Source organism: Haloplanus sp. C73, assembly GCF_051195115.1.
Lineage (GTDB): Archaea > Halobacteriota > Halobacteria > Halobacteriales > Haloferacaceae > Haloplanus.
Genome location: NZ_JBNTJZ010000006.1, coordinates 187,850 through 213,452, shown reverse-complemented (window position 1 = coordinate 213,452; position 25,603 = coordinate 187,850). Strand labels below are relative to the sequence as shown.

Annotated in this window: 32 protein-coding genes and 1 tRNA gene; 14 read left to right on the top strand and 19 right to left on the bottom strand. The window is 64.9% G+C overall.

Annotated elements, in window-relative coordinates; translation table 11 throughout:
* The first annotated feature begins 136 nt into the window (after positions 1-136).
* Positions 137-1,144: a hypothetical protein gene (locus ACQUSQ_RS12300; RefSeq protein ID WP_435069592.1), complete on the top strand. Its 1,008-nt coding sequence runs from the start codon at positions 137-139 to the stop codon at positions 1,142-1,144.
* A 121-nt stretch (positions 1,145-1,265) separates the two neighbouring features.
* On the opposite strand, the gene ACQUSQ_RS12295 is transcribed toward ACQUSQ_RS12300, so the two are convergent.
* Both ACQUSQ_RS12295 and ACQUSQ_RS12290 read right to left on the bottom strand, forming a co-directional pair.
* Positions 1,266-1,442: transfer RNA gene (locus ACQUSQ_RS12295), tRNA-Trp, on the bottom strand.
* A gap of 45 nt (positions 1,443-1,487) precedes the next feature.
* On the bottom strand, positions 1,488-1,709 hold the full coding sequence (locus tag ACQUSQ_RS12290) for a DUF5795 family protein (RefSeq protein WP_435069591.1): 222 nt from the start codon (positions 1,707-1,709) through the stop codon (positions 1,488-1,490).
* A 157-nt stretch (positions 1,710-1,866) separates the two neighbouring features.
* On the opposite strand from ACQUSQ_RS12290, the gene ACQUSQ_RS12285 reads away from it, so the two are divergent.
* The 4 genes from ACQUSQ_RS12285 to ACQUSQ_RS12270 all read left to right on the top strand — a co-directional run bounded on the left by ACQUSQ_RS12285 (position 1,867) and on the right by ACQUSQ_RS12270 (position 4,773).
* Positions 1,867-2,031, top strand: a complete 165-nt coding sequence (locus tag ACQUSQ_RS12285) for a hypothetical protein (protein WP_435069589.1) — start codon at positions 1,867-1,869, stop codon at positions 2,029-2,031.
* 82 nt (positions 2,032-2,113) lie between these two features.
* The gene (locus ACQUSQ_RS12280) at positions 2,114-2,689 is read left to right on the top strand and encodes a response regulator (protein WP_435069588.1); all 576 of its coding nucleotides are present in this window, start codon (positions 2,114-2,116) and stop codon (positions 2,687-2,689) included.
* Between the two features lie 72 nt (positions 2,690-2,761).
* The gene (locus tag ACQUSQ_RS12275) at positions 2,762-3,187 is read left to right on the top strand and encodes a DUF7475 family protein (protein ID WP_435069586.1); all 426 of its coding nucleotides are present in this window, start codon (positions 2,762-2,764) and stop codon (positions 3,185-3,187) included.
* Positions 3,188-3,300: 113 nt separating this feature from the next.
* A complete protein-coding gene (locus tag ACQUSQ_RS12270; RefSeq protein WP_435069583.1) occupies positions 3,301-4,773 on the top strand; it encodes a DUF7289 family protein in 1,473 nt (490 codons plus the stop codon).
* 3 nt (positions 4,774-4,776) lie between these two features.
* On the opposite strand, the gene ACQUSQ_RS12265 is transcribed toward ACQUSQ_RS12270, so the two are convergent.
* Genes ACQUSQ_RS12265 through ACQUSQ_RS12235 form a run of 7 tightly spaced genes read right to left on the bottom strand, consistent with a single transcriptional unit; the run spans position 4,777 to position 13,208 of the window.
* Positions 4,777-5,544, bottom strand: coding sequence for a DUF7289 family protein (locus ACQUSQ_RS12265; protein WP_435069581.1), 768 nt, complete (start codon positions 5,542-5,544; stop codon positions 4,777-4,779).
* A complete protein-coding gene (locus ACQUSQ_RS12260; RefSeq protein ID WP_435069578.1) occupies positions 5,537-6,004 on the bottom strand; it encodes a DUF7266 family protein in 468 nt (155 codons plus the stop codon). Before ACQUSQ_RS12260 ends, ACQUSQ_RS12265 begins: the two co-directional genes overlap by 8 nt.
* Positions 6,001-7,251 carry a DUF7261 family protein gene (locus ACQUSQ_RS12255; RefSeq protein WP_435069577.1) on the bottom strand — a complete coding sequence of 417 codons (1,251 nt, stop codon included), beginning with the start codon at positions 7,249-7,251 and terminating at the stop codon, positions 6,001-6,003. Before ACQUSQ_RS12255 ends, ACQUSQ_RS12260 begins: the two co-directional genes overlap by 4 nt.
* Positions 7,239-7,832 (bottom strand): DUF7288 family protein, encoded by a 594-nt coding sequence (locus tag ACQUSQ_RS12250; RefSeq protein ID WP_435069575.1) that lies wholly within the window; start codon positions 7,830-7,832, stop codon positions 7,239-7,241. Before ACQUSQ_RS12250 ends, ACQUSQ_RS12255 begins: the two co-directional genes overlap by 13 nt.
* Before the next feature lie 3 nt (positions 7,833-7,835).
* A complete protein-coding gene (locus ACQUSQ_RS12245; protein WP_435069574.1) occupies positions 7,836-8,378 on the bottom strand; it encodes a DUF7287 family protein in 543 nt (180 codons plus the stop codon).
* Entirely contained in the window at positions 8,375-10,399 is a 2,025-nt protein-coding gene (locus ACQUSQ_RS12240; RefSeq protein ID WP_435069572.1) for a type II secretion system F family protein, read from the bottom strand. The genes ACQUSQ_RS12245 and ACQUSQ_RS12240 overlap by 4 nt, the downstream gene beginning before the upstream one ends.
* Position 10,400: 1 nt before the next feature.
* The gene (locus ACQUSQ_RS12235; protein WP_435069570.1) at positions 10,401-13,208 is read right to left on the bottom strand and encodes a type II/IV secretion system ATPase subunit; all 2,808 of its coding nucleotides are present in this window, start codon (positions 13,206-13,208) and stop codon (positions 10,401-10,403) included.
* A gap of 199 nt (positions 13,209-13,407) precedes the next feature.
* On the opposite strand from ACQUSQ_RS12235, the gene ACQUSQ_RS12230 reads away from it, so the two are divergent.
* Positions 13,408-13,869, top strand: coding sequence for a cupredoxin domain-containing protein (locus tag ACQUSQ_RS12230; protein WP_435069569.1), 462 nt, complete (start codon positions 13,408-13,410; stop codon positions 13,867-13,869).
* Between the two features lie 9 nt (positions 13,870-13,878).
* Here ACQUSQ_RS12230 and ACQUSQ_RS12225 read toward each other — a convergent pair whose 3' ends face one another.
* The 3 genes from ACQUSQ_RS12225 to ACQUSQ_RS12215 form a co-directional block, all read right to left on the bottom strand.
* Positions 13,879-14,241, bottom strand: coding sequence for a fluoride efflux transporter FluC (locus tag ACQUSQ_RS12225; RefSeq protein WP_435069567.1), 363 nt, complete (start codon positions 14,239-14,241; stop codon positions 13,879-13,881).
* Positions 14,238-14,609, bottom strand: coding sequence for a fluoride efflux transporter FluC (locus ACQUSQ_RS12220; protein ID WP_435069565.1), 372 nt, complete (start codon positions 14,607-14,609; stop codon positions 14,238-14,240). The genes ACQUSQ_RS12225 and ACQUSQ_RS12220 overlap by 4 nt, the downstream gene beginning before the upstream one ends.
* Positions 14,610-14,685: 76 nt before the next feature.
* Positions 14,686-14,979 (bottom strand): Sec-independent protein translocase subunit TatA/TatB, encoded by a 294-nt coding sequence (locus ACQUSQ_RS12215; RefSeq protein ID WP_435069563.1) that lies wholly within the window; start codon positions 14,977-14,979, stop codon positions 14,686-14,688.
* 181 nt (positions 14,980-15,160) lie between these two features.
* Here ACQUSQ_RS12215 and ACQUSQ_RS12210 point away from each other — a divergent pair, with 181 nt between their 5' ends.
* Both ACQUSQ_RS12210 and ACQUSQ_RS12205 read left to right on the top strand, forming a co-directional pair.
* Positions 15,161-15,634, top strand: coding sequence for a redoxin domain-containing protein (locus ACQUSQ_RS12210; protein WP_435069560.1), 474 nt, complete (start codon positions 15,161-15,163; stop codon positions 15,632-15,634).
* Positions 15,635-15,673: 39 nt separating this feature from the next.
* The gene (locus ACQUSQ_RS12205) at positions 15,674-16,480 is read left to right on the top strand and encodes an HD domain-containing protein (RefSeq protein ID WP_435069558.1); all 807 of its coding nucleotides are present in this window, start codon (positions 15,674-15,676) and stop codon (positions 16,478-16,480) included.
* Here ACQUSQ_RS12205 and ACQUSQ_RS12200 read toward each other — a convergent pair.
* From ACQUSQ_RS12200 to ACQUSQ_RS12190, 3 genes are all read right to left on the bottom strand, one after another.
* A complete protein-coding gene (locus tag ACQUSQ_RS12200) occupies positions 16,477-17,379 on the bottom strand; it encodes a mechanosensitive ion channel family protein (RefSeq protein WP_435069556.1) in 903 nt (300 codons plus the stop codon). The two genes, ACQUSQ_RS12205 and ACQUSQ_RS12200, sit on opposite strands and share 4 nt — an antisense overlap.
* Positions 17,376-17,624: a YhbY family RNA-binding protein gene (locus tag ACQUSQ_RS12195; protein WP_435069553.1), complete on the bottom strand. Its 249-nt coding sequence runs from the start codon at positions 17,622-17,624 to the stop codon at positions 17,376-17,378. Before ACQUSQ_RS12195 ends, ACQUSQ_RS12200 begins: the two co-directional genes overlap by 4 nt.
* Before the next feature lie 64 nt (positions 17,625-17,688).
* The gene (locus tag ACQUSQ_RS12190) at positions 17,689-17,964 is read right to left on the bottom strand and encodes a ribonuclease P protein component 4 (RefSeq protein ID WP_435069552.1); all 276 of its coding nucleotides are present in this window, start codon (positions 17,962-17,964) and stop codon (positions 17,689-17,691) included.
* A 91-nt stretch (positions 17,965-18,055) separates the two neighbouring features.
* Between ACQUSQ_RS12190 and ACQUSQ_RS12185 the strand changes: the two genes are divergently transcribed.
* Together ACQUSQ_RS12185 and ACQUSQ_RS12180 are read left to right on the top strand one after the other, a co-directional pair.
* Positions 18,056-19,129 (top strand): glycosyltransferase family 4 protein, encoded by a 1,074-nt coding sequence (locus tag ACQUSQ_RS12185; protein ID WP_435069550.1) that lies wholly within the window; start codon positions 18,056-18,058, stop codon positions 19,127-19,129.
* A gap of 24 nt (positions 19,130-19,153) precedes the next feature.
* On the top strand, positions 19,154-20,263 hold the full coding sequence (locus ACQUSQ_RS12180; RefSeq protein WP_435069548.1) for a glycosyltransferase family 4 protein: 1,110 nt from the start codon (positions 19,154-19,156) through the stop codon (positions 20,261-20,263).
* Here the strand turns inward: ACQUSQ_RS12180 and ACQUSQ_RS12175 are convergent.
* A complete protein-coding gene (locus ACQUSQ_RS12175; protein ID WP_435069545.1) occupies positions 20,260-20,670 on the bottom strand; it encodes a hypothetical protein in 411 nt (136 codons plus the stop codon). The two genes, ACQUSQ_RS12180 and ACQUSQ_RS12175, sit on opposite strands and share 4 nt — an antisense overlap.
* 97 nt (positions 20,671-20,767) lie before the next feature.
* Here ACQUSQ_RS12175 and ACQUSQ_RS12170 point away from each other — a divergent pair, with 97 nt between their 5' ends.
* Complete coding sequence (locus tag ACQUSQ_RS12170; protein WP_435069543.1) at positions 20,768-21,082, top strand: hypothetical protein; 315 nt, start codon at positions 20,768-20,770, stop codon at positions 21,080-21,082.
* Between the two features lies 1 nt (position 21,083).
* On the opposite strand, the gene ACQUSQ_RS12165 is transcribed toward ACQUSQ_RS12170, so the two are convergent.
* Positions 21,084-21,836 (bottom strand): DUF2797 domain-containing protein, encoded by a 753-nt coding sequence (locus tag ACQUSQ_RS12165; RefSeq protein WP_435069541.1) that lies wholly within the window; start codon positions 21,834-21,836, stop codon positions 21,084-21,086.
* A gap of 35 nt (positions 21,837-21,871) precedes the next feature.
* Entirely contained in the window at positions 21,872-22,801 is a 930-nt protein-coding gene (locus ACQUSQ_RS12160) for an NAD-dependent epimerase/dehydratase family protein (RefSeq protein ID WP_435069539.1), read from the bottom strand.
* Between the two features lie 85 nt (positions 22,802-22,886).
* Between ACQUSQ_RS12160 and ACQUSQ_RS12155 the strand changes: the two genes are divergently transcribed.
* The 3 genes from ACQUSQ_RS12155 to ACQUSQ_RS12145 are packed head-to-tail and all read left to right on the top strand — an operon-like array spanning position 22,887 to position 25,325.
* On the top strand, positions 22,887-23,426 hold the full coding sequence (locus ACQUSQ_RS12155) for a tRNA (cytidine(56)-2'-O)-methyltransferase (protein ID WP_435069537.1): 540 nt from the start codon (positions 22,887-22,889) through the stop codon (positions 23,424-23,426).
* 56 nt (positions 23,427-23,482) lie between these two features.
* The gene (locus ACQUSQ_RS12150) at positions 23,483-24,640 is read left to right on the top strand and encodes an SPFH domain-containing protein (RefSeq protein WP_435069534.1); all 1,158 of its coding nucleotides are present in this window, start codon (positions 23,483-23,485) and stop codon (positions 24,638-24,640) included.
* Between the two features lie 55 nt (positions 24,641-24,695).
* Positions 24,696-25,325, top strand: a complete 630-nt coding sequence (locus ACQUSQ_RS12145) for a winged helix-turn-helix transcriptional regulator (protein WP_435069531.1) — start codon at positions 24,696-24,698, stop codon at positions 25,323-25,325.
* On the opposite strand, the gene ACQUSQ_RS12140 is transcribed toward ACQUSQ_RS12145, so the two are convergent.
* Positions 25,313-25,558: a DUF7123 family protein gene (locus ACQUSQ_RS12140; RefSeq protein ID WP_435069528.1), complete on the bottom strand. Its 246-nt coding sequence runs from the start codon at positions 25,556-25,558 to the stop codon at positions 25,313-25,315. The genes ACQUSQ_RS12145 and ACQUSQ_RS12140 overlap by 13 nt on opposite strands.
* Between the last annotated feature and the right edge of the window lie 45 nt (positions 25,559-25,603).

The following is a 25,603-nucleotide window of genomic DNA, read 5'->3' as shown; positions in this document are numbered from 1 at the left end:
TGAATTCGCCGATTTCGGGGAGAACGTTCACCGCCCTCTTTGGTATGTCTTGAAAGAAGCCGTTCGACTCCTCTTGGTTGGTCACATACCCCGATTTTCCGAAGATTGATCCTCTATGCTTACAATCTGCCGATGAATGGACTCTCCACAGACCTCGAACGGGGGTGATGTCGACGGCCCTCCGTCCTACTTCTTCGTCGCCGTCTCCACAAAGCAGAATTTAGACCTCTGTCGGGAGTACGGATTAGCTGGCTTTCCCGGCAGTCAAAACGGTGCATGGACATTCGCAGACATAGAGGTTGGCGATTACGTGTCGTTCGTATATGGCGCGAACGCGTACGATCTGTACGAAGTGGGCGACAAGCGAGCAGTTCTGAATGCTGAAGACCTTCCCCCATGGCCACCGCTGGAATTGACACGCGGTGGTACCTATCATTTCCCGTTCCGTCTCGATCTACAGCCAAAGAGGACACTGGAGGAGAATCTGGTTCGGAGTGAATTTCGATACATTGCAGAGAATCTTCTACTCCGGGGCGGATATTCACGGAGCCATTTCCAAGCCGACAAGACGACGCTACAGCAGGTGTCGCAAATGGGGAGAATCGAAACGACACGTGAAATCTCCGCTGATTGGTCGTCTGAGGAAGGAACTACTCATTGGGTGCGTCGGAGAGGCGACTTCCATCCCCCAGAGGTGAATAAGTTCATCGAGGAGATACTGCACGTCCTGCTCCGACGGCGCCTTTCGACGCAAACTGGACTTGCAGAATTTGCGCAGTTGACTGGCTTTAGCGAGGTACAAGACCAAGAGATGGAAGTTCTCGGTGAGCGTGCGCTCCCTGAAGGGCACTTGGATATTCTACTGAAGGACTCCGAACCAGTCGGCCGTTCCGTACGATTGCCGATAGAGGTGAAACTGAACAGGTGCGACGACGATGACCTCCAGCAGTTACGTAATTATATGACTCAACTCCAACCAGAGTGTCCGGGCGGCGTACTCTTAGCGGAGACAATTCCCCGTGACTTCGACGTTCCCGATGACGTTGCTCTCCTACGAGCGACGTTTTCCGGAGTCGATATGGGAGAACCCCGAACGATACCTGAGATGGAAAAGGCGCTGACCCTCGAGCGGGTCGAACGATAGGACACACTGGAGTCGGATATGCATCCAGTTGGAGGTCTCACTGACGGTAGTGCGTTCCATCCAGAATCTTCTTTTCAAAGTGAATACTCCTACCGCTCACGACGTTGGTGGCACCAGAAAGTGGGGTCGGAGGGATTTGAACCCCCGATCGACTGATATCTCCGGTTTCGCCTCGGTACTCCAGTGGGTCGTCATCGCGCGACGATGATCAGTCGCGCGCTCGGAATATCAGTCTGGAGTGTCGTCACCGAGCGTTACCTCTGGAGTCAGTCGCCATGCCGGGCTTGGCCACGACCCCTCGACAACCCCTTATTCGAAAGACTGTAAAGGGATTTCGATTCGGCTATCTATCGGTGGTCGACCAGTCACACTCTTGGCATTTGTAGCCCGTCACCAGTTCCGTCACCGACGGCATGTAGTCGACGGTGATGACGTCGCCGCCGCAGTCGGGACACTCCCGGTCGGCGTCCTCGATGTCGTCGGCCTCCATGGGCGACTCTCCTTCTATCAGTTCGGCCAAGCGCTCGGCGGTCACCATCCGCCCCTGCACGACGCGATTCGTCATGCTCCGAGGGTGGATGCGGAAACAGGTAAGCCCTGCGTCCGTGACCGGGAGTAGACGACCGGTAGATTTTGATACTATGGAGTGGTATGGACGGGTACGGATAGTTCACTATGTATGGTGGCGTACGCGGCCAATACGGTGGAAGGGTGTGGCTCCGATGACCGCACCGTATAGCTACGACGGGATGCTCCCGGTCGGACCGGAGAACGGCTCGGAGTACGTCTGCTCCCAGTGTGAGTCGACGTTCGACGACGACCACTATCTCTGTCCCGTCTGTGGAACGTTGACCATCGAGCGTCGGTCACCCTCGCTGGAGTCCTGACGAACCGAATCGAGCGACGGCGAGCACAAATATATCACGCTGCCGCCACAAGAGCGTGCCGCCGGGTGGACTCGGCGTTGCCATGACCTCGTCATCACCTTGCGTCCTCGTCGTCGAAGACGAGACTGAACTGGCCGAACTGTTCGCCGAGTGGCTCTCCGGGGAGTACGACGTGAGAGTCGCGACGACCGGGGAAGAGGCGCTCGACAAAATCGACGACAGCGTCGACGTCGTGTTGCTCGACCGCCTGATGCCCGGTATCTCGGGTGACGAGGTGCTCGAAACGATACGTGACGAGGGGTACGACTGCCGAGTCGCGATGGTGACGGCCGTCGAACCCGATTTCGACGTACTCGAGATGGGGTTCGACGACTACGTGGTCAAGCCGCTCTTTCGCGAGGATATCCACCAACTCGTCCGTGGTCTGGTCGAGCGAAACGCGTACGACAAGCGGCTCTCGGAACTGTTCGCGTCGGCGTCGAAACTCGCCGCACTCGAATCCCACAAACAACCGCAAGAACTCGAAGGGAGCGAGGAGTACCAGCGCGCCCGAGCGTCGTTCGAGCGCGCGAGCGAGCGCATCGAGGAACTCGAAGACGAGATGAGCGAGGAGGACTTCGAAGCGGTCTTTTACGATTTCGACCGAATCGACCTATAATTGCCGGGCTCGGCGCGATTTTCGAGAGTCGTACCAATCGACATTTATTTCGGGGCGTTGACAGTCTTGGATATGGCACGTGCCGAATCCAGCGCGGCAGGCGGTACCGCGAACTCGATTGTGAGCCTTCCGACGAGTCTGGTGGGCATCATCGCGAACGACTTGGCGGTGATTACGGGCGTGATACACCTGCTGTTGGCGCCACAGGTCATCGGCTTCAGCCAGACGCTCGGCATCCTCTTTGCCCTCAACGGGTTGGGCTTCCTCGGCGGTGTCGCAATCTACATGACGAGTTACTGGCGCCGCGAACTGTATCTCGTCGCCGCCGGCTACGCCCTCGTAACCTTCCTCGCCTTCTTCTTCTACGGCGGGTTCGAGGGCTTCATGTCGGCGTTCTACATGCAGGGGAGTCTCAACTGGAACGCCGTCGGCGCGAAAGTCGCGGAGGTACTGCTGGTGGTCTGTGCGCTCGTCCGGTTCTCGAACGCGGAGTCCTGAGCCGTCAGCCGGTTGGCGGCGATGGCGTGACCGCCCTACACGCCGTCGTCGTCGGCTCTCACCCCCGATAATCGGCCAGTCGGCTTTTACGTCTCGCTCACCTCTAAACGACAATGTCGCGGTCACGCGCCCCCTGGTTGTACCGGTTCGTGAGCGACCGGAGCGCCCAGGCCGAACCGGTGGGTGTCATTCTCGTTCTCGGCCTCGTCATCGTCTCGACGACGGCCGTGCTCATGTTCGGGTCGGCGGCCATCGGAGACATACAGTCACAGTCCGAAATCGACCGGGCCGAAAACGGCATGACGCTTCTCGACTCCCGACTCTCGACGGTGGCCCTCGGCGACTCCGAGAGCCAGCGCGTCGAGTTGCCCACGACGAGCGGTGGGTACACCGTCGACCCGGACGCGGGCACCATCCGCATCGTCCACCGGAACTACAACGGCGCCAACGACACGGAACTCGTTTCGAACACGTCGCTCGGCGCCATCGTCTACCGACAGGGCGACCAGTCCATCGCGTATCAAGCCGGCGGCGTCTGGAAAGCGAGCGGGAGCGGGTCGGCACAGATGGTCTCGCCGCCCGAGTTCCACTACCGCGAAGGGACGCTCACCTTCCCGCTCGTTCGAGTTCAGGGCTCGGGGAGCGCCACCGGGCAGGCGGCGGTGACCGCTCGCTCGTCCGGGCAGGGGAACCAACTCTACCCGTCGAACAAGACCTACCCCGACGACACCGAGTACACGAACCCTGTCGAGAACGGAACGGTCGAAGTCATCATCGAAAGCGAGTACGCCACGGGGTGGGGGTCGTACTTCGAGGAGCGCACCGACGGCAACGTGTCGTACCCGGCGCCGAACACGGTGGCAGTCGAACTCGTCAGCATCGGGACGCTGGGCACCTTCCAGATGCCACCGGAGACGCAGGGACTCACCGTCCGGGGGATGGACAGTGGCCACTCGCTAGAGGATTTCTCGTTCACGATTCGCCCACAGGACACCGAATCCTCCTCGTTCTCGAATCTGGACTGGTCGCTGTACGCCGAACAGGGCCAGCAACAGTTCGAGATTCACGTCGGCGGCAACGGCGCCAACTCGTGTGGTGAGGACGTCGCGCTGGCGATTTACTACAGCGACGACGGCGGTGACACACACCACGGGTGGTACAGCGACACCTACCTCCAGACCGAGTGTGGGGAGGTGAACGGCAAGCCCGCCGACGGCGACGAAATTTGGGTCGACGTCGACCTCACGCCGTCCAGCGGAACCGCGCCGATGGACTTCCAGAAGGTGAAAAACGACATGACCCACTTCAACTCGGGGTCGAAGACCCTCGCCAGCGACGCGCGGTTCGAGGAGCACAGTCCCGACCCGAACGTCACGTACAGTGGCGGCGACACGGAGGACCTCGCGCTCATCACGCGACACTACTTCGCACAGATGGGTCCCGGCTTCGACCTCGTCGTCGCGGACGGCAACAACGCCGGCATCGGCGAATCCGGCTCCTCGGGCTACATCTACTACGACGGGAGCGGCAAAGTCGTCACGTATCTTCACGTCACGGAGCACAACGTGACCGCGCGAGTCGACTGACCCTCAGCCGATGTTGGTGCGGATGGTCGTCCGCGTGATGAGGAGGTCGTCGGTTTCGAACGAACACGTGACCTCCCCGGAACCATCCAGCGGCTGACAGGGCGTCCCGTCCGACATCCCCGCGAGTTCGTCCTCGAAGTACCGCTTCCACGCGGCCGCTCGCCGCGGTTCGGTGTTGACGGAGATGGTCACTTCGTCCGATGGCTCGGTGTGTGAGAGCACCGCCGTCGTGCCGTGTTCGGTTCGGACGAGGATCGTCGTCGACCCACTCTGGCGCTGGACTGCGCCGGTCCGGGATTCGAGCGTAAGATAGTGGATGACAGTCCGGTTCTCGTCGAATTGGAACGGGGGCGTTCGCTGCATCACGGCGCCACCGGGGTCGACACGCAGGATGGCACCCATCTCGTAGACGACGCCCCGTGAGAGGTCCCCTTGGTCGGTAGCCAGCCGGAAGGTGATAGGCCTGGACTCGGTGCTGCCGACCTGCGTTCCGTCCGAAAGCGTGACCGACGAATCCAGCGGTTCGTCGAGCGTGAGCGTCGTCTCCGCGAGCTTGATTTCCGTCGCACGCGACGGCGCGCCGCCGTGGGCGATGTCGCGCTGGTTGTCCGCGAGGACGTCGAACGCGCGTTCGCCGTTGTTGATGCGCTCCGCGTTGCGGGCGTCCTGCAGACTGCCGAGGCCGAACACCGACACCGTGCCGACCGAGAGGGTGATGAGTGAGAACACGAGGACGAAACTCACCACGTCGCTGACGGCGCGGTCAGGCATTGCGCACCTCCAGCGTTCCCGCTCCCGAATCGTACTCGACGAGCAGCGACCCGCCGGCGACGCTCGTCTCGGTGACGGGGAGCCGCGTCCGGACGCTCACCGACGCCTGCACGTCGGAGCGACCGGTGCGGAGGTCGAGCCGGTAGGTGTGCTGGGGGTCCGCTGGGTCGACCTCGACCACCTCCAGAAGGTACGACTCACCGGCCACGCGTTCGGGGATGTCGATGCGCATACTGACTTCACAGGAGTCACAGTCCGCGAGACGGGCGGCACTCGCCAAGTCGTCGGCGACGGTCTGGCCGATGACCTCCAGTTCGGTTCGGGCGGACTGCTCGCGCTGATTCTGCATCACGCCACCGCCCGCGACGATGAGGCCGGTGATGAGGATGGCAGAGATGCCGAGCGAGAGCACGTAGCCGAGGGCCGTCGACGACCCGCGGCGGTCACGAGCGAGCGTCACGGCGGACACCCCCCCGTGTCGTGAAGCGTCGTCACCCGTCGGGGCGTCGTCCCGTCGGTCACGGTTCCCCGGACGTAGTACGCCGTATCGTTCGGCACGCCGGTGAACGTCGTCGAATCGGCGGTCACGGAGGTGTACGACTGGGTGTCGAACGTCGTCCCGTTGATGGCGTATTCGAGTTCGATAGTGACGGAGTCGATGTCGTCGTTCGGGTCGCTCGCCGCCCAGTCGATGGTGAACGTCTCGCCCGGCGTGACGTTGAACTCGGAGAACGTCGGCCCCGTCGCCGGCGGACCGGGTTCGTCGGGGGCCGCACGGACCGAACGCGAAAAGTCGAGGTTCTTCGTTCCGGTGTCAATCTCGGCCGTCGTGGCGTAAATCGCGGGCGCCGTGTACGGGTCGTCTCCCCGCGACGTGCCGTAAGTCGGCGGACTCGGTGGCGTACACGCGCCGGGGAAGTTCTCGATGTCGACGGCGGTCCGCAGGCCGGCCTGCTGTCGGTCGACGACGAGCGAGTACGTGGCGAGCATCTCCCCGCCGTTGACGACGGAGACGTTGACCGGTTCGTCGGGGCGGCTGTCGGCCAGCCCGCGGCAGTACTCCCCGTCGATGGACCCAGAGGTGATGTCGATACGCCCGGCGTTCAGCGCGCAGGTCGTCGTGGTTCCCGCTCGCTCGATGCGGACGCGCGCATCGCCGCTGACGCGTTCGACGATTATCTCTCGGGTCGTTCCGTTATCGATTTTGAACCGGACGGGGTCGTCGCCCGACTCGACCGATGAGACGTTGACCTGCAGCCGGAACGCCCGAACTCTGGAGTCGTTCACGAGCGTCCAGTTGCGAGCGCCGTCGCGGTTGACCACCGCCGTCGACTCGTTGGCGTCGACGATACGGGTCCCCTCGTGGATATCCTGTCGCTCGACGCCCGCGGCGACCCCGTCGGTCGCGGAGTAGTTGGCGAGCGACAGTATCAGCGCGTCCGTCGAGTTGCGATAGGCGTCGCGCCGGTCGGCGAGCGTCGTCGTGTTGCGCCGGTTGGCGTACTCGATGGCGCCGCCGAGGCCGTCGACGACGGCCGTGTGGAACGAGTTAGCCTTCTCGGCGTCCGCGTGTGTCTGTCGCGTCGCCAAGTTCTCCGTGTAGATGACGGAGTTGAGGAGCAGGCTAAGGGAGAGGAAGACGACGGCGAGCGCGAGCGCGCCCACGAGGAGCAACTGCGCCCGGTCGCGGTCGGTCACATCCGCCATACCACCACCTCCACGCGGACGGTGTTGTACAGGCCGGTGTCCGAATCCGGCGGGACGTACGTCGCGTACGACGCCGACTCGTTGACCGTCGTGTCCGTCGGATGGCCGTCGGCGTCGTAGAGCGGGTGGTCGTCGTAGAGCGCCACCGTCGTCGACGCCGTCGCGGCGTTGTCGCTGGGTTCGCCGCGGTAGATGAACGACCGGCTGACGAGCGTCCCCGTGTCAGTCGTGTACGTGAAGTAGACGTTGAACGCGACGCCGCGCGATTCGAAGGTGTCGAGCAACATGGCGCCGAACGCCGTCCGGTTGACGTCCGCGTCCGAGGTGTAGGCGCCGGCGGAGATGCCGTGGAGCGACCCGTTCGTATCGTCCCAGTAGGCGATGGCGGTGTCGAGGTCACCGGTCTCGCGGGCGGCGTCGAGGACGCCCGCCGCCGACGCCTGCTGCTGGTTCTCGATATGCTGGCTGGACGTACTCGCCGACAGCGGCGTGACCGCCGTCACCTGCAGCGCGAAGACGACACTCGCCAAGATGACGATGCTCGCGGTGATTGCCTCCAGCGTGTGAGCCTGTGCGCGCATCGGTTACCACATCCTCACGACGACTGTTGCCGTCGTCCCGTCGACGTAGATGACGCGCCGACCGATGACCGACGCCCCATCGGGCGGGAGCGATTCGCCGGTGGTGAGAGCGACACCGCTCGAACACGTCGCGTCGTCGCTAACGGTGATTCGTCCGCCGTCGGCACAGACGGCGTTCGGACCGCCACCGGGGGCGTTCGGCTCACCCGCGACGACGGTCACGTTCGCGTGTTGGCCCGTCGTGAGTGCCACCTGCTCGGAGAGCGGGTCGCTGCCGTCGAAGGGACAGCCAGCGTCGGAGCCGCCGGCAAAGAGGGCTATCGTACACTCGCGGTCGACCGTCGCCCGCCCGTTGGCGGTGCCGTCGTCGAGGAGGTCATAGACCACGGTGTCAGCGACCCGGTCGACGCCGGCGAGTTCCTCCTGTGGCCCACCGGTAAAGGGTTGGAAGATGCCGGGGATGAACGCGACGACGAACGCGACGACGATGAGGAAGACGCTCGTCCCGATGGCGAAGTCGATGGTCGTCTGGGCGCGGCGACTCATCCAACCACCAACCACACGGCGAGTGCGATGGTCTGGAGAATCACGACGAACTTGACACCCGACATGATTTTGGCCGTCCGGATGTAGCCGCTGATGACACCCGAAAGGATGGCCTGCAGCGTCACGGCGTGGAAAAACAGCAGCGACAGGAGCTGTGTATCGATGTTGCCGCCGAACTGCGAGGAGCCACCGCCGCCCCCGCCCGACGCCTGCTGGGTCAGACCGCCCATCACGTCGAGGAACTGCGTTTTCAGGATGGCCATGACACCCAGCAGGGTGAGATACGTCATCAGGATAATCGCCACCTGCATCCGGGTCCGGGACCGCCGCTCGCGCTCGATGTCGTCCTGATTCTCGCTGGCTTGGGCGGCAGTCGTCAGCACTTGCGTAATCTGGCTCGACGCCTCCTGTGCCTTGCCGATGAGTTTGACCGTCCGCGCCAGTCGCGGGACGTGGTACTTGTTGTTGAACTCGATGAGGGCGTTCCGCAGGCTCATCCCGTAGTTCACCTTGGCGTAGATGACGTCGAACTCGTCGGCGAGTTTCCCCGACGACGTGTCGGCGACGGTCTGGACGGATTCGAGCAGGGTCTGGCCCGTGTCGTTCGCGCTCGACAGTTTGCGGAGGTTGTCGGAGAGTTTGCCCGTGATTGCGGCGCGGGCGCGGACGTTCCACTCGTGGAAGACTGCGAGGGGAATGAGCGTGAGATAGAGCGGGACGTACAGCCAGATGAAGGTTCCCCAGACGGGTGCCTGAACCATGCCGTCCCACGTCGTCGGTGCCGCCCCGCTCAGCCCCGCGAAGCCGACGAGGACGAGCGCCGCGGGCGCCGTCAGTGCGAGCGTGAACAAGGGGTGGTCGCGGAAGAACAGATGCGGGTTGCGAAGCAGTTGCTTGGTCTGGAAGGTGCCTTCGCGGGATTTGATGCGGTCGAAGACGCCGAACTCGCCGATGTAGTTCTCTATCAGCCCGAGGCTGAACAGCCCCTGCGACGTCGTCTGCGTGCGGTCGCTCGTCCCCGGAGTTTCGAGGTAGCCGTCGCCGGGTTCGTCCTTTTTCACCGTCGACACCAGCACCAAGAACATCACGCCAGTGATGGGGATGAGACCGTACACCGTCGCGTACAGCATGAACGACTGCGCCTCGCCGAGCATGCTCATGATGACGAGGATGATGATGAGCAGCAGTGGGAACAGCGAGAGCGTCATGTACATCTCGCCGAACAGCTCCAGCGTGTCGAGGGTGACCTCCTGTTGCTGTTTGGCGGTCCGCATGTGCTTGTCCTTCTTGTCGGAGAGAAACGCCTGCATGTTCCCGCCGGAGTTGACGATAGAGAGCATGTCCGTCAGGAACTGCGAGAGGTCGTCGCTCGGCGTCTCGACGGCCTGTTGCTGAATCGCGTTCCGGTAGTCGGTCCCGAAGTACTCCGTCTCCTGCACGATGCTCTGGAACTCTCGGGCCACCTCGCCGTAGGTGTCGTCGGCCCGCGCCATCGCCTCCAAGATTTCGAGTTGGTTGAGCCCCCCGACCGACAGCGCGTACATGAAGGAGATGGAGTCGGAGAGAAGCATATTGATTTCGCGCTCTCGCGACGACGCGCGAGAGTACGGGATGGCGACGAGCGTCCCGAACCCCGTCGTGAACCCGATAGACCCCATGACGAGGCCGAGGATGGCGATAGCGGCCGGCACCTTGATAATCTCGATGAGGGAGACGACCGTCTCGTTGGGGATGCGAGCGCCCGTCGAGAACATCTCGGGGGAGAGCACGCCGAACGCAAAGAGGCTGTAGCCGAGGAGCGTCCCGGTTATCCAGAGGACAGCGCCGAGGAGGACGCCGACCGCCAACGCTCGCGAGAGGTAGAGTTCGACCGTCGTCGCCATCCGCGCCTGCACGAGTTTGGTCTCGACGTCGCTCACGAAGTCGCCGTCGTCGTTGAACAGCAGCTTGTAGAGCGGGTAGAACAGGTCGCCGAGGCTGTCGACGCTTCGGTCCAGTCCACTAGCTGAGTCGAGGCTCACGTCAGTCCTCCTCGGCGTCCGCGTCGGTTACGTCGCCGAATCCCCATTCGTCGACGCCCGCGTCGTCCGATTCGTCGTCCGCCGCGTCGTCGTCGGACGTGCCGTCGATGATATCGGCCGACGCGTCGTCGCCGTCAGCGGCATCGACCGGCGTGTCGTCGACCGACGACTCGCCGGCAGTGTCGTCTGGCTCGCCGAAGGAGATACCGTAGTCGTCCGTCTCACCGACGGCCCCACCGTCGTCGAAGGAAATGCCGTCGTCGACGTCGACATTGCCGGCGTCGGTGTCCGGCTCGGCACCGAGCGTCGTCGCGTCCGTCTCCGTATCTGGCCCGTCGTCGAGCGTCGTTTCGTCGGTACTCTCCGATTCGGCCTCGCCGTCGTCCCGTGTCGTCGCCGATTCGGTCTGACTGACGTCGGGCGTCACGTCGGGTTCGGGCGTCACGTTCGAGAGCGCCGTGTCGATGCCCGACACCGACTCGTTGCGGTAGTCTTCGAGGAGTTCCGTCTCCGCACGGTCGAGGATGTCGGCACACCGCGCCAGTTCCTCCTCGGTGGGGTCCGGACGCGGCACCATCGCCTCCTTCTCGGGGTCGATATCGATGAGGACGGATTCCATCTCGCGGAGGTCTTCGAGGCTCCGTTCGAGGTGGTCGTTGGCCATCAGCCCGAGGATGGTCTCCTCGTCGTTGATGAACGCCTGCACCGTCGCAGCGACCTGCGTGTAGGTGTTGAGCCCGTTCTCGATGAGGTAGGCGAGGACGGCCTGTCGCTTGAACAGTTCCTCCTCGAGCGTGGCGCGGGTCCACCCGCGGTCGAACCGAATCTCCTCCAAGGTGTTCGAGTTGCTCATCCGGAGGAACTCGTCGGTCTCGGCCTGCCACTGGTAGACGTCCTGAACGTTGATTTCGTCGTTCTCGGCGTCGTAGAAGTTGATTTCGGTGAGGTTCTTGTTCCGGCGCACCTTCCGCCCGCCGACCCGCGTCTGAGTCTGGATAGACACCAAGTCCAGCGCCGAGAACATCGTCTTCGAGACGTTTATCGGCTCCGTGGTGAAGCGCTTGAGCACCTCGCCCACGGAGTCGGCGTGGAACGTCGTCAGCGTGGTGTGCCCGGTCGACATGACCTGGAAGAGCGTCCGCCCCTCCTCGCCTCGAATCTCGCCCATGACGATGTATTCGGGACGCTGACGGAGCGCGGCCTCCAGCAGGTCGAACTCGTCGACTTCGCCCTGTTCGTCGTCGGAGAAGGAGGGACGCGTGACCGACGCCACCCAGTTGCGCTGGGGGAGTTCGACCTCCCGGGTGTCCTCGATGGAGACGATTTTGGAGTTCGAGGGGATAAACAGGGAGACAGCGTTCAGGCTGGTCGTCTTCCCGGATGCCGTCCCGCCGGCGAAGATGAGCGACTTGTTGTTCTCGATGGCGAGCCACAGGTACGCCATCTCCTCCAGCGAGAACGTCTTCCAGTTGATGAGGTCGACGGGCGTGAACGGGACGTCCTTGAACTGCCGGATGGTGTAGTTGGTCCCGTGGTCGGACACTTCCTTCCCGAGCGTGAGCTGGGCACGAGAGCCGTCGGGGAGGGTGGCGTCCACCTGCGGACGGCGCTTGCTGATACCTTTCCCCGAGCGTTGGGCGAGTTTGACGACGAAGTCGTCGAGTTCGTCGTCGCCGTGGTAGATGTTGGAGATAATCTGCTCGTAGTCGCTGTGGTAGACGAAGACGGGCGAGTGGTAGCCGTCACACGAGATGTCCTCGACGTTGATGTCGTGTTTGATGCCGTCGATGCGCTCGTACCCGATGAAATCGCGCTTGAGGTAGTAGAGCAGCTTCTCGACTTGGTACTCGGAGAGGTCGGCAGGGTCTTCCTCGATGATGGCGGGTTCGGGACGGACGCTCAGCCCGGACAGGGCTCCGTCCGAGTCCGTCGTCGTCTCCGCCGGCCGCCAGCCGAGCCGCGAGAGGAGTTTCCCGACCGTCCCGTCCGCGTCCTCGGCGCCGACGCTGCTGGCGATGGTGTCGAGGAGGCTCCGGCCCGACGTCCGGGAGTAGAGGTCGTACCGCTCCAGTAGGTCGTAGGTTTCGTCCTGAATGACGCGCTCGCGCTCGTCGAGTCCGCCCGCGACTTCGACATCGGCGTATTTGATGGCGTTCTGGAGTTTGGCCGTGAGGAACTCGAGAAGGTCGTCCTCGATGGGCGTCGTGTGGGGCTGGATGACGTAGTACTTCTTCTCGTTTTCCTTGCGCGACTGGAAGATGACAACACAGGCGTAGGGTTTGTTCACCCAGTAGCGGTCGATTTCGCGGAAGTGGCTCTTTTTCTCCAGCGGCACCGTCTTCTCCAAGTCGTAGCGGTTGGTGACCGTCGGAGTGCCGAACTCCGTCCGGAAAAAGGCGTCCTCGTCGAGGTTCTCGTCGACGTCGACCGTTCGCTCGTCGACGATATCGTCGAGTTCCGACGCGAGGTCGTTCCCGAACGACAGCACGTTCTCGGTCTGTTCGGGGTCGAATCCGAGGGCGTCGCTCGGGTCGAACGGCACCGGCTCCCCAGAGCCGTCGGTCGGGGGCGTGCCGTCGTCGTCGTAGTAGAACTCGGTCTTGTAGTCTTCCCACGTCCAGAGGTCCTTGACGACGGGAGTGCCGTCGTCGAGTTCCGGCGAGACAGCGGCGTCGAGACGTGTCGCTGCCGCCTCGCCCGCCGCGAGAAGCGTCGCGAGGTCGGCGTCGCTCTCCTCGCGACCCTCGCTGTCGACGACTGTGCCGTCGAACTCCGAAACGGGGGAGTTCTCGGCGTCGTCAATAGCCATTGCACGAATCACGGCCTTCACGAGTATAAATTCTGTTGGCCGATCTAGCCGGGTGATAATCGGACGTACGTGCGTCGTTCTACCTCGAATGATTTTTGAGGGGGAACCGCTAAGCGCCTTGCACGACCGAACCATGACATTTACTCGCAGGAAAGTCGTCGCGGCGGCAGCTGGACTCGCTGGATCACTCGCTGGTTGTATGGGCGGCTCCGAAAACGGGAACGGAGACGGCGAGGCGACCGCAACGGCGACCGAGACGGCAGAGCCGACGGCGACAGCGACGGCGACGCCCTCCGGTCCGCCAGAAGACGCGCCGACGTTCACCGTCACCAACGAGAACAAGACGTTCATCCCCATGGTCGCGGAGGTCGACCCGGGGACGGTCGTGGAGTGGACGACGGAGAGTCTCAGTTCACACAGCGTCACCTCGATGTATCCGGCGGCCGAGGAGAGCGGTCGAATGGCGTGGAACCCCGAGATTGCGTCGAACTGGGAGATGGACCAAGACCTCGGCGCCGAGCCGGTGACCCACTACTTCCCCGACCCGGGCGTCTACGAGTACAAGTGTGACTACGACTTCGGTCACATCGGCGGCTGTGCCGCCGTCGTCGTCGGCGACCAAGACTACGACCAAGAGATGCTGCCCTGCGAGCCGCAGTAAGGGCCACACTCAGCCGACGAGCGCAAACACCAACCAGATAGCCCCAACGGCGCCCGCGAGGTTGCTCACGGCGTACCACGCGGCGAGCCGTCGGGACCCCGTCTCCCACAGTCGAACGACATCGACCGAGAACGACGAGAACGTCGTGTACGAGCCACACGCACCGGTGCCGAGCAGATAGAGGGCGTCCTCGCCCGCACCGAGCGCCGTCACGAGCGCGAGTACGAACGCGCCGACGACGTTGACGGTGAAGGTGCCGTACGGGAAGCGCCGGTCGGCGAGGATACCCAGACGACCGACGTACTGGCCCGTGGCGTGGCGCAAGACGGCGCCGACGGCCGCACCCACACCAATCAGGGCGGCCGGATTCATCTTATCACCTGCGCCAGTCGGCGCCCGACGACGACGCCGGCGAAGCCGAGTACGTACGTCACGCCGACGTAGGCGAGACCGACCGCCGTCGGTGACTGGACGACTTCAAGTGCGAACGTGCTGTAGGTGGTAAAGGAGGCGAGAAACCCCGTCGCGACGACGTACCGCAGCTCGCGTGAGAGCCGGTCAGCCTCGTAGACGACGGCACCGAGTCCGACACAGCCGAGGACGTTGGCGGCAAGGGTCCCGCCGAGTCCGGGCACCGCGAGCGAGACGGCGTATCTGAGGTTGGCGCCCGCGAAGCCGCCGAGGGCGACGAGACAGCCCACCACCAGCATCCGGCGCGGGGCGGGTAGCGACTCGCTCATCGGTCGCGCGCCTCGCCAGTGTGACTACGAAGTGAAAAACGGGGAGAAAGCCGGAGAGTCGGGGCCGCGGGTGGGGTCAGTTCGATTTCTCGGTGTCGGCCGTCGTCTCGGTGTCGGTCGTCGTTTCGGACTCGGTGGCCGACTCCGTACTCGACGCGTCGGTGTCGGAACTGCCGTCCTCGGAACCCTCCTGCAGTTCTTGTTCGAGCTCCTCGCGGCCGCGTTTGAACTCACCCATGGCCTGCCCGGTCGAGCGGGCGAGCTTGGGGATTTTGTTCGCCCCGAACAGCAGGACGAGGACGAAGAGGACGATGAGCAACTCCGGCCCGCCGGGCAACCCGGGGAACAGTGGCACGATTGCGTTTTGCATCACTACCACCTGCTAACCGGTTCGCAATTATAGGCTTTTTGCTGTCCTGACTTTCGCAGAAACCGAGCCTGACGGGGCCTGCAGACGACACAGTAACCGGACGAGAAATCGACGCTCGCCTTCGTACTCGAATCGATTTCCGACAGCCGAGAGTATATACGCCGCGGGACGAAGGCCCGGTATGGTCGATATCGGCGACGACGCTCCCGACTTCACCGCCCCGCTCGCGAATGGCACCGTCGAGACGTTCACTCTGTCCGACCACCTCGACGAGGCACCCATCGTTCTCGCCTTTTTTCCCGCGGCGTTCACCGGCACCTGCACGACGGAGATGTGTACGTTCCGCGACCAGTTGGCGCAGTTCGAGGACGTGGGCGCGACGGTGTACGGCGTCAGCGTCGACCTCCCGTTCACGCTCAACGAGTTCCGCCGGCAGAACGACCTGAACTTCGGCCTCATCAGCGACGAGCGGCGGGAACTGATAGCCGCCTACGACGTTGCAGACACCTTCTCGCCGTGCGAGATGCGCGTCGCACAGCGCTCCGTGTTCGTCGTCGACGGCGACGGCACGGTGACCTACACGTGGCGCGGCAGTCCGAAAGACCAGCCGGATTACGAGGCGGTGCGCGAGGCGGCCGCCGAAGCGCACTCCTGAAGGCAGCGCACTTTTTTCTGCCGGCACGAAACGACTCGTATGAGCACCGATGACGACGACGGCCTCCGCATGTACGACCCCGAGGCGGACCACGCCTTCCCCGACGAGCGGCTGAATCGCGTCCTCGCGACGCTGGTCGAGGACCCCGAAGTGACCGCGTATCTCAGCGCGCAGAACGTCAACGCCGTCACGCGCAAGGAGTACAACGACCACGGCCCGAAACACATCAGTATCGTTCGCAACCGCGCGCTCCGACTGTACGAACTGCTGAAGCGAGCGGGCGTGTCGTTCAACGGCGCGAGCGACCAAGGCCTCGACGAGGCCGACGAACCCGTCATCGTCGCGCTCGCGGCCACGCTCCACGACGTGGGCCACGTCGTCCACCGTGACAACCACGCCTACTACTCCATCCCGCTCGCGGCTGACCTCCTCGACCGACTCCTCCCCGAGTTCTACGACACGGGCGACGTAGTGCGGGTGAAAGCCGAGACGCTGCACGCCATCCTCTGTCATCACACGGAGGAGGACCCGCTGACCCGCGAGGCGGGCGTCATCCGCGTCGCCGACGCCCTCGACATGGAGCGCGGGCGCTCGCGCATCCCCTACGAGAAAGGTGGCCGCGGCATCAACACCCTGTCGAGTCAGGCGATTCGAAACGTCACGCTGGCGGAAGGCGATGACAGGCCGGTGCTGGTCGAAATCGAGATGGTGAACGCCGCCGGCGTCTATCAGGTCGACAACCTGCTGAAAGAGAAACTCGAAGACTCGATGCTGGAGGAGTACGTCCGCATCGTCGCCATCAACACGAAAGAGGAGAGCGGGCTGGTCGAGCGAATCGAACTCTAGTCGTCTGCGGTGATGCTCTCTTCGGTGACGCCACCGAGTTCGATGGAGCCGCCGAGCGTCCGGTTGGGGTACGGGATGTTGATTCCCGCCTCGTCGAAGCGCTCTTTGACCGAGGTGACGTACTCGCCACGGGTCTTCACGAAGTCGGAGCGACTGGGGTCGTCAATCCAGACGCGGGACTTGAGGACGACCGACGAGTCGCCGAGTTCGGTCAGTCGGACCGACGGCGCGGGGTCCTCGAGGATGCCGGGGTGGTCGCGGGCTTCTTCGAGGATAATCTCGTTCGCGCGCTCGATGTCGTCGTCGTAGCCGATGCCGAAGGGTACCTGCAGTCGAAGCTGTCCCTTCGCGACGGGGTTCTTGATGACGCCGTCCGTGAGGTGGGAGTTAGGCACCGTCAGCAGTTCGTTGTCGAAGGTGCGAACTCGCGTCACGCGGAAGCTGATGTCCTCGACGATACCCGAGTTGCCGTCCCACTCTATCCAGTCGCCGATGCGGAACGGCTTGTCGGTGAAGATGAAGACGCCAGCGACGAAGTTGGCGATGACGTCCTGCATGGCGAAGCCGATGGCGAGTGTCGCCGCGGCGGCCACCGTCGCCAGCGACTGCAGGAAGTTGCCGTAGCCCGCGAACCCGAAGGCAACGGCGATGCCGACGAAGATGACGATGACCAGAACGAGTTTGCGAAGCGGGCGGCGGGCGTGGACCTCCAGCCCGCGCGAGTCCATCACCCGGTCTGCGAGCGGGATGAGGACGAGACGGCCGACGGCGTAGACGATGCCGAGCGCGACGAAGAAGGCGATGGCCGAGCCGAGAGCGTCGGCGTAGGGGACGCCGTTCCGGGCGAGCAACTGCGAAATCGCGCCACCACCCCCGGTCTGGAGCAGCGCGCCGCTCATCGATACAGGACCGCGGTGTTGCCGCGCGTCTCGACGACCGACGCGTCAGTCTGGTCCGCCAAGTCGGCGGCCAGCGTCTCCACGTCCGTCCCGCCACGCGCCGAGCGCAGGAACTTCACTTTCACCAGCTCGCGGTCTTTCAGCTGGTCGTCGCATTCGTCGACGACTGCATCGAGCCCGCTCTTGCCGACCCACACCGTCACGTCGAGGTCGTGGGCGCGCTTGCGCAGCGCTTGCGTATCCATACGCCGGAACTGGGGCCGAACCGGTTTGAAACTTTATACTACCGCGTTCGCGTGTCAGCCCGACTCAGTCGTAGGGGTAGCGGGCTGTCGCGCCGCAGTCACACCGGACGACGACGTGGCCGTCTTGGAGGCGGACGCGAGCGTTGCGACCCGGTCGGAGGTAGGCGTCGCAGGCGTCACAGGTGAATCGGCGGAACGAACGGGGGAGGGTGAGGCGGTTGCGCTCGGCGATGCGGCGGGCGAGGCGGACGTACTCGCGGGCACGGTCCTCGCGGCCCTCGGCGACGGCGGCGCGGGCGAGCGCCGCCAATCGGTCGATGCGCTCCGCGGCGATGCCCATACACGACGCGGGCCGCGCGGTGGCAAAGGCCTTCCGACCGCGAGTCGCGCTATCGGTAGCGTCAAGAGCGTCACCGCGCAATCGCCGTCCCGTGCGGGTGCTGAACTACCTCGAACTGGCGGACAGACTCGACCGGAGCGGCATCGGTACCGCCGCCGACCAGCAACGCGCCGCGCTGGCGACGACGGACGTGTCCGTCCTCACGTCGCCGTGGCGGGGCGGGTCGCCGACCGGTGCCGTCGCCGGCGCGCTCCGGGGCCGAGGCGCCATGCGCGACTACGACGTCGCCCACTGCAACATGATTGGACCGGGAACGGTCGCCGTCGCCCGCCACGCCAAGCGAACGGGGACGCCGCTGGTGTTGCACGCCCACGTCACCGCTGAGGACTTCGCCGAGAGCTTTCGGGGGTCGACCTACCTCGCCGGCCCCCTCGGTCGCTACCTCCGCTGGTTCTACTCGCAGGCCGACCTCGTCCTCTGTCCGAGCGCGTACACGAAGCGCGTCCTAGAGTCGTATCCCATCGACGCGCCGATCCAGCCGATAACCAACGGCGTCGACACCGCGTCGCTGGCGGGGTTCGAGGACCTCCGCGACGAGTACCGGGAGCGGTTCGACCTCGACGGACTGGTGGTCTTCTCCGTCGGCAACGTCTTCGAGCGCAAGGGCCTGACGACGTTCTGCCGACTCGCCCAAACGACCGGCTACGAGTTCGCGTGGTTCGGCCCCTACGACTCGGGGCCACAGGCCTCGGAGACGGTCCGGCGCTGGACGTCGAACCCGCCCGAGAACGTCACCTTCACCGGCTGGGTCGACGACAAGCGCGGCGCCTTCGCCGCCGGCGACGTCTACTGCTTCCCGACCAAAGCGGAGAATCAGGGCATCGCCGTCCTCGAAGCGATGGCCTGTGGCAAGCCCGTCGTCCTCCGCGACATCCCCGTTTTCGAGGAGTTCTACACCCACGGCCACGACTGCCTGAAATGCGAGACGGAGGCGGAGTTCCGCGAGGCGCTGGACCGACTCGCCGACGACCCGGCGCTCCGGGAGCGACTGGGCGCAAACGCGATGGAGACGGCGGCGGAGCACTCGCTGGAGCGGGTCGGCGAGAAACTCGTCGACGCCTACCGGCGGGTGCTCGACGGCGACGCGGAAGTCACAAGCGATTAACCCCTCCTCGCCGAAGCGCAGCCAATGCGTTCGGTCGCCGTCTTCACCGACACCTATCTGCCCACGGTCAACGGCGTCACCTACACGGTCAAGGCGTGGCGCGACTGCTGGGCCGAGCGCGGCGGCCGGATGGACGTCGTCTATCCCCGGACCGACGGCTACGCGCCCCGAGCGGGCGAGTACCCGGTGTCGAGTCTCCCCTTCCCCTTCTACCCCGGGTTCCGCCTTGGGGCGCCGCTGATACCCCAGCGAGTGCGCGACGCCGATATCGTTCATGCGCACACGCCCTTCGCTGTCGGACTCGCGGGGCTCCGGCTGGCACGAAAGCGTGACCGACCGCTCGTGGCCTCCTACCACACGCCGACGGCGGAGTACGCCGATTACGTGGCGCCCATCGAGAGCGTCGAAACCGGTATCGAGCGCGTCAGCGAGCGCTACGAGCGGTGGTTCCTCGACCACGCCGACGCCGTCCTCGCGCCGAGCGAGGCGACGGCGACGCATCTCACCGACACCGTCGGCGTCTCGACGCCCGTGACTGTCATCCCGAACGGCATCGACCTGACGCAGTTTCGGCCCGTCGACACCGCGGCCTTCCGGGCGCGCCACGGTCTCGACGACGCCGAGACGCTCGTCGGCTACACGGGGCGGCACGGCTACGAGAAGCGCCTGCAGGACATCGTCGACGCCGCCGCCGACCTCGACGTGACCGTCGTCTTCGGGGGCGACGGACCCGCTCGCGAGGACCTAGAGCGTCGGGCGACCGAGCGCGGCGTCGACGCGCGCTTCCTCGGCTTCCTCGACCGGGAGGAGCTACCAGCCTTCTACAGCGCGCTCGATGCCTTCGTCTTCCCCAGCCCGGTCGAGACGCAGGGGTTGGTCGCGCTGGAGGCAAACGCCTGTGGGACGCCCGTCGTCGGTGCCGACGAGGGCGCACTCGAAGACACCGTCGAGGACGGCGTCACGGGGTATCACTTCGAGACGGGGGACGTGGCGTCGTTCCGCGAGTCGATTCGGCGGACGCTCGACGAGCGTGAGCGGCTCCGGGAGACGTGTCTCGAACAGCGAGAGCAACACGGGGTCGACCAATCGGTCGACCGCCTGTCGGACGTCTACGACCGCGTCAGTCGAGATTAGTCGTCTTCGAGCGCCTGCGCGATGCGCTGGAGCTGGCGCGTGGCGTCGCGAACCTCGTCACGAAGCTGTCGCACCTCGCGGACGAGCTCCTCGTTGCCGGCCGACTCCTCCTCGCGACCGCCACCCATGCCCGGCGGGCCGCCACCGCCGCCCATACCCGGCGGACCGCCGTCCATGCCACCGGGGCCGCCGCCGCCCATCATGCCGCTCATCATCTGCGCGAAGGGGTTGCCGCCGGGGCCACCCTCGCCGCCGCCCATCATCTCCTCGGGGTCGGGGCGCTCGCCCTCTTCGCGCTCCTCGGCGCGACGCTCGCGAATCTCCTCGACGCGCTCGCGGAAGGACTTCTCCTCGCCGTCGGTGTCGCCACCCTCTGCGCCGTCGTCGCTAGGTTCGTCGTCTGCCATGCCAGCGGGTTCACGAGCCACGCCGAAAAGGGTTGTCGTCTTCCGGGTCGCGCGCCGAATCGGATGGGTTTTGTGTCGACGCCGCGCGACGTGTGGTATGGCCACACGCGATACAGGGAACGGTGGGGCGAGACTCCCGGACGCCGTGCCGTTCGACGCTTCCTCGGTGAGTCGGCTGAGTTGGGAACTCGGCGCTCGCGTGGTCGCCGACGACGAGTCGACGCGGGTTGGTCGGTGGGACCACGTCCGGTCGGCGCGGTCGCTCGCTGTCTTTCGCGTGACCGGCGAGACGGTCGTCGTCCGGGTCCGAACTCCAATCGGTCGCGAGCGGTTCTACGGCGTCGCTTGCATGGATATTCGCGACGCCCTCCCGCGCCTCGACGACGCGCCGTCGTGGGAGCGGGCCGCCTGACTCATCCGAACGCGCCGAGACTCGACTGGAGCCGTCTGTCCGTGCCGCCCTCGCGAACCTCGTACCCCACGAGGTCACGCAGGTCGACGGCGTACGTGCTGCCGGCGTGCTCCAAGACGAGCAAGCGGCCCTTCGTCCCGCGGACCGTCCCCGTTGCCAGCGTCTCCGCGACCGGTCGCTCCGAGAGGTCGAGTCCGTAGTCGAACGTGAACCGCTCGATGGGGTCGAAGTCGTCACAGAGGGCGTCCCACGCCGATTCGTCGACTGAGTCGGCGAGGCCGGCCCGCTTCGTCGGCACCCGCACCCGGTCGGAAATCTCCGTCGCCAGTTCGGCCTCGATTTTGCGGGCGATGCGCCCGTTCTCGACGGTGCGGATGTGGGCGCCGCGGTCCGCACCCTGCTCGCGGAGCCGCGTCTCCAGCCGCCACTCCTTCGTGACTCCCACCTTGAACGTGTCCGGTGCGAACGCCGCGAGGTAGATGGCGTGGTCGTCGAAACAGTCCATCTCGTCTTTGAGACAGGTGCCCGTACATCGCGCACAGACCCACGTCGAGGTGTGTTGGGGACAGCGAGGGGCGTCGTCGGCGTCGCAGGGGCGGTGGCCGGCGTCGGTCACGACGCCCGCACAGTGGCGCTCGCCGAGGCGGTAGGCGAGCGTCTCACCGGGGTCGAGGGAGACGTACTCGACGGCTGACTCCGAGCCGTCGCTCAGGAGGAGGCCGCCGTCGCCCGCGTCGTAGCCGACGAACTGCACGTCGAACGGATGGGCCGCGACGAGTAAAGGGGTGTCTATGCGAGTTCGTCGAGCAACTGCCGAGCGGCGCGTCGGACGGCGTCGTCGCTCGATTCGGGCGGCTCCCAGCCCAGCGCCGAGAGCTTCTCGACCGAGAGCCGCATCTTCGGCACGTCGCCCGTCCACCCGCGGTCACCGCCCGTGTACTCGTAGTCGGGGTCCAGTCCCATCTCGTCGCTCACGATGTCGGCGATGCGGTTGACGGAGGTGGTCGTCCGCGACCCCAGATTGTAGGTGTTGAGCGGGGCGTCGGCGTGAGTGACGACGTGACAGATAGCGTCGACACAGTCCTCGACGTGGAGATACGACTTCTCCTGCCGGCCGTCGCCGAGGATGGTGAGCGAGTCGGGGTTATCGAGGAGTTTCTCGATGAAGTCGGGGACGACGTTCCCGCGCTGGTGCGGGCCGACGATGTTGGCAAAGCGGAATGTCCACGCCTGCAGGTCGTAGGAGTGGGCATAGGTCGACACCAGCCCCTCGTCGGCGAGTTTGCTCGCGCCGTACTCGCTGATGGGTTCGAGCGGAGCGTAATCCTCCGGTGTCGGGCGGGGGGCCTCGCCGTAGACGGTCGACGACGAGGTGAAGACGAAGCCGTCGACGCCCACCTCGTCGGCGCGTTCGAGGAGGGTGTAGGTCATCTCGGTGTTCTCCTCGAACAGCTGTCGCGGGTCGGCGTAGTTCGTGTCGGTGTACGCCGCGAGGTGGAAGATAACGTCGACGTCCTCGGTGACGACGTCGGCCACGTCGTCGGGGTCGGTCACGTCGGCGACGACGAGTCGGGCGTCGTCGGGGAGGCGGTCGGCGTCGCCTTTCGACAGGTCGTCGGCGACGATGACCTCGTTGTCGGGCGCGAGGCGAGCGGCGAGATGCGAGCCGATGAGGCCCGCGCCGCCGGTTATCACCACCGTTCGGTCGGTGAGGTCCATAGCGACGCATCCCGCGGCCGGCGCAAGTGCCTTCCGGTCCGGTCGATTCGAAAACCGTTACCCCCTCGGCCGTCTGGACTGGAGTATGCAGGACTCCCCGGAGGTCGTCGTGTTGCGACTGGGCCATCGCCCCGGCCGCGACGACCGCATGACCACGCACGTCGCCCTGACGGCGCGGGCGCTCGGCGCCGACCGGGCCATCCTCGTCGGCAACACCACACAGGCCGCGGAGACGGTCGAAGACATCACCGACCGCTTCGGCGGCCCCTTCGACGTGACGGTCACCGACTCCTATCGCCCGACGCTCGAAAACTGGGAGGGGCCGGTCGTCCACCTCACGATGTACGGCGAACCCGTCGAGGAGGTGACGCCGACCATCAGGGAGCGCCACCGCGACGACCCGCTCTTGCTCGTCGTCGGCGCGGGCAAAGTCGACTTCGAGGTGTACGACCGCGCCGACTGGAACGTGGGCGTGACGAACCAGCCCCACTCCGAGGTGGCGGCGCTGGCGGTGTTTCTGGACCGCCTGTTCGACGGCGACGAACTCGACCGGGAGTGGGAGGACGCCGACCGGCGCGTGATTCCGAAGGCGACTGGCAAGCGGGTCGAAGAAGTCGACGAGTAGCGGTTCACAGTCGTCAGCGGGCGAACCCTTTTGCCGGACACAACCCAATGCCCGCCATGGACCCCGTTACCTTACAACTCGGTGTCGGCGTCGGCCCGCTGGTCGTCGGCATCCTCGTCCTGCTTCTCGCCATCGTAACCGTCTATCAGATGGTCGAAATCGTCGACGCCTACGAGAAGAAGGCGCTGACGGTGTTCGGCGAGTACCGTCGCCTGCTCGAACCGGGGATTACGTTCATCCCGCCATTTGTCTCGCGAACGTACGCCTTCGACATGCGGACACAGACCCTCGACGTCCCGCGGCAGGAGGCAATCACCCGTGACAACTCGCCGGTGACGGCGGACGCCGTCGTCTACATCAAGGTGATGGACGCCCGGAAGGCGTTTCTCGAAGTCGACAACTACAAGATGGCTGTCTCGAACCTCGCCCAGACCACGCTCCGAGCCGTGCTGGGGGACATGGAACTCGACGACACGCTGAACAAGCGCCAAGAGATTAACGCGCGCATCCGGAAGGAACTCGACGAACCGACCGACGAGTGGGGCGTCCGCGTCGAATCGGTCGAGGTTCGCGAGGTCAACCCCTCGAAAGACGTCCAGCAAGCGATGGAGCAACAGACGTCGGCCGAGCGTCGCCGCCGAGCCATGATTCTCGAAGCGCAGGGTGAGCGACGGAGCGCCGTCGAGACGGCACAGGGTGAGAAGCAGTCGAACATCATCCGCGCGCAGGGTGAGAAACAGAGTCAGATTCTCGAAGCGCAGGGTGACGCCATCTCGACCGTCCTCCGCGCGAAATCCGCGGAGTCGATGGGTGAACGCGCCGTCATCGACAAGGGGATGGAGACACTGGAGCGCATGGGTCAGGGCGAATCGACGACCTTTGTCCTCCCGCAGGAACTCACCTCGCTGGTCGGCCGCTACGGCAAGCAGTTGACCGGGAGCGACATCCAAGAGATGGACGGACTGGACTCGCTGGAGTTCGACGACGAGACGCGCGAACTCATCGGCCTCGACGACATCGAGGAGATTCTCGGGCAGATAGACGAGGCGGCAGAGATGGACATCGAAGAACTCGAACAGGAAGCGGAAGCCATCAAGTCGGGGTCGGGGTCGGGAACGAGCATCAAGAGCGCCGGCGACGTCATCGAAGACGCCGACGAGCCACCGGAGGCGGTCGGCGAGGGCGAACCAGAGCCGGAGACGGACTCCGAGTAGCGCTCACGCGTCGGCGACACCCTTTTGCCAGCCCGACGCCAGAGAGTATATGTCAATGCCGGATGGGGACCGGGGGCAGGGAGTCGACACGGAGAAACGGGCAACGCTCCGACGCTTCGCCGCACTGGGAGCGGCGACGCCGCTCGCCGGGCTGAGTACGGGTGAGGCGCGCGCGGCGACCGACGGCACCGACGCCCGCGACGCCATCCTCGGCTACGTGAACACGACACCGGGGGCGCACTTCTCGAAACTCCGTGACGACCTGAAACTCGGCACGGGCGAAACCCAACACCACCTCCGGCGTCTCCTCGACGACGGCGCGCTCGTGTCGCGTCGAGACGGCGACTACCGCCGGTTTTTCATCGCAGACCGCTTCTCGACGTTCGAACAGGTCGCGCTCGGCTACCTCCGCCGCGAGACGCCGCGAGGGATGGTGCTGACGCTGCTCCGGCGCCCGACTGCGACGGGGAGCGAGATTGCGAAGGCGCTCGGCGTCTCGCGAGCGACGGTGAGTACGTACGCCTCAGAACTCGACGACGCTGGCCTTCTCGACCGGACGGACGGCTACGCGATAACCCGACCCGAGACGGTCATCACGCTGCTGGTGCAGTACGCGGACTCCTTCGACGACGAGACGCGGGCCTTCGCCGCCGACGCCGCCTCTCTGCTCAGTTACGACCCCTGAACGTCGACTTTCCACGTCGTCCCCGAGGAGTACCCCCACTTCTCGACATCGACGTCGAACTCGCCGGTTCGAATGGCGGTCATATTTGCTCCTACCTCTTTGGCAGTCATTCCGAGTTCCTGTGCGATGAGCCGGGATTTGAAATACGTCTTCGTCGGCGCCTGTTCCCGCAGGTATCCGAGGATGCGTCGCTGTTTCTCGTTGAGGTCGCTGCCCGCGGCACTCGTGCTCATACACGAACCGTGGGACGAAGAGATAATAGGGGGTTTGGTACGTGA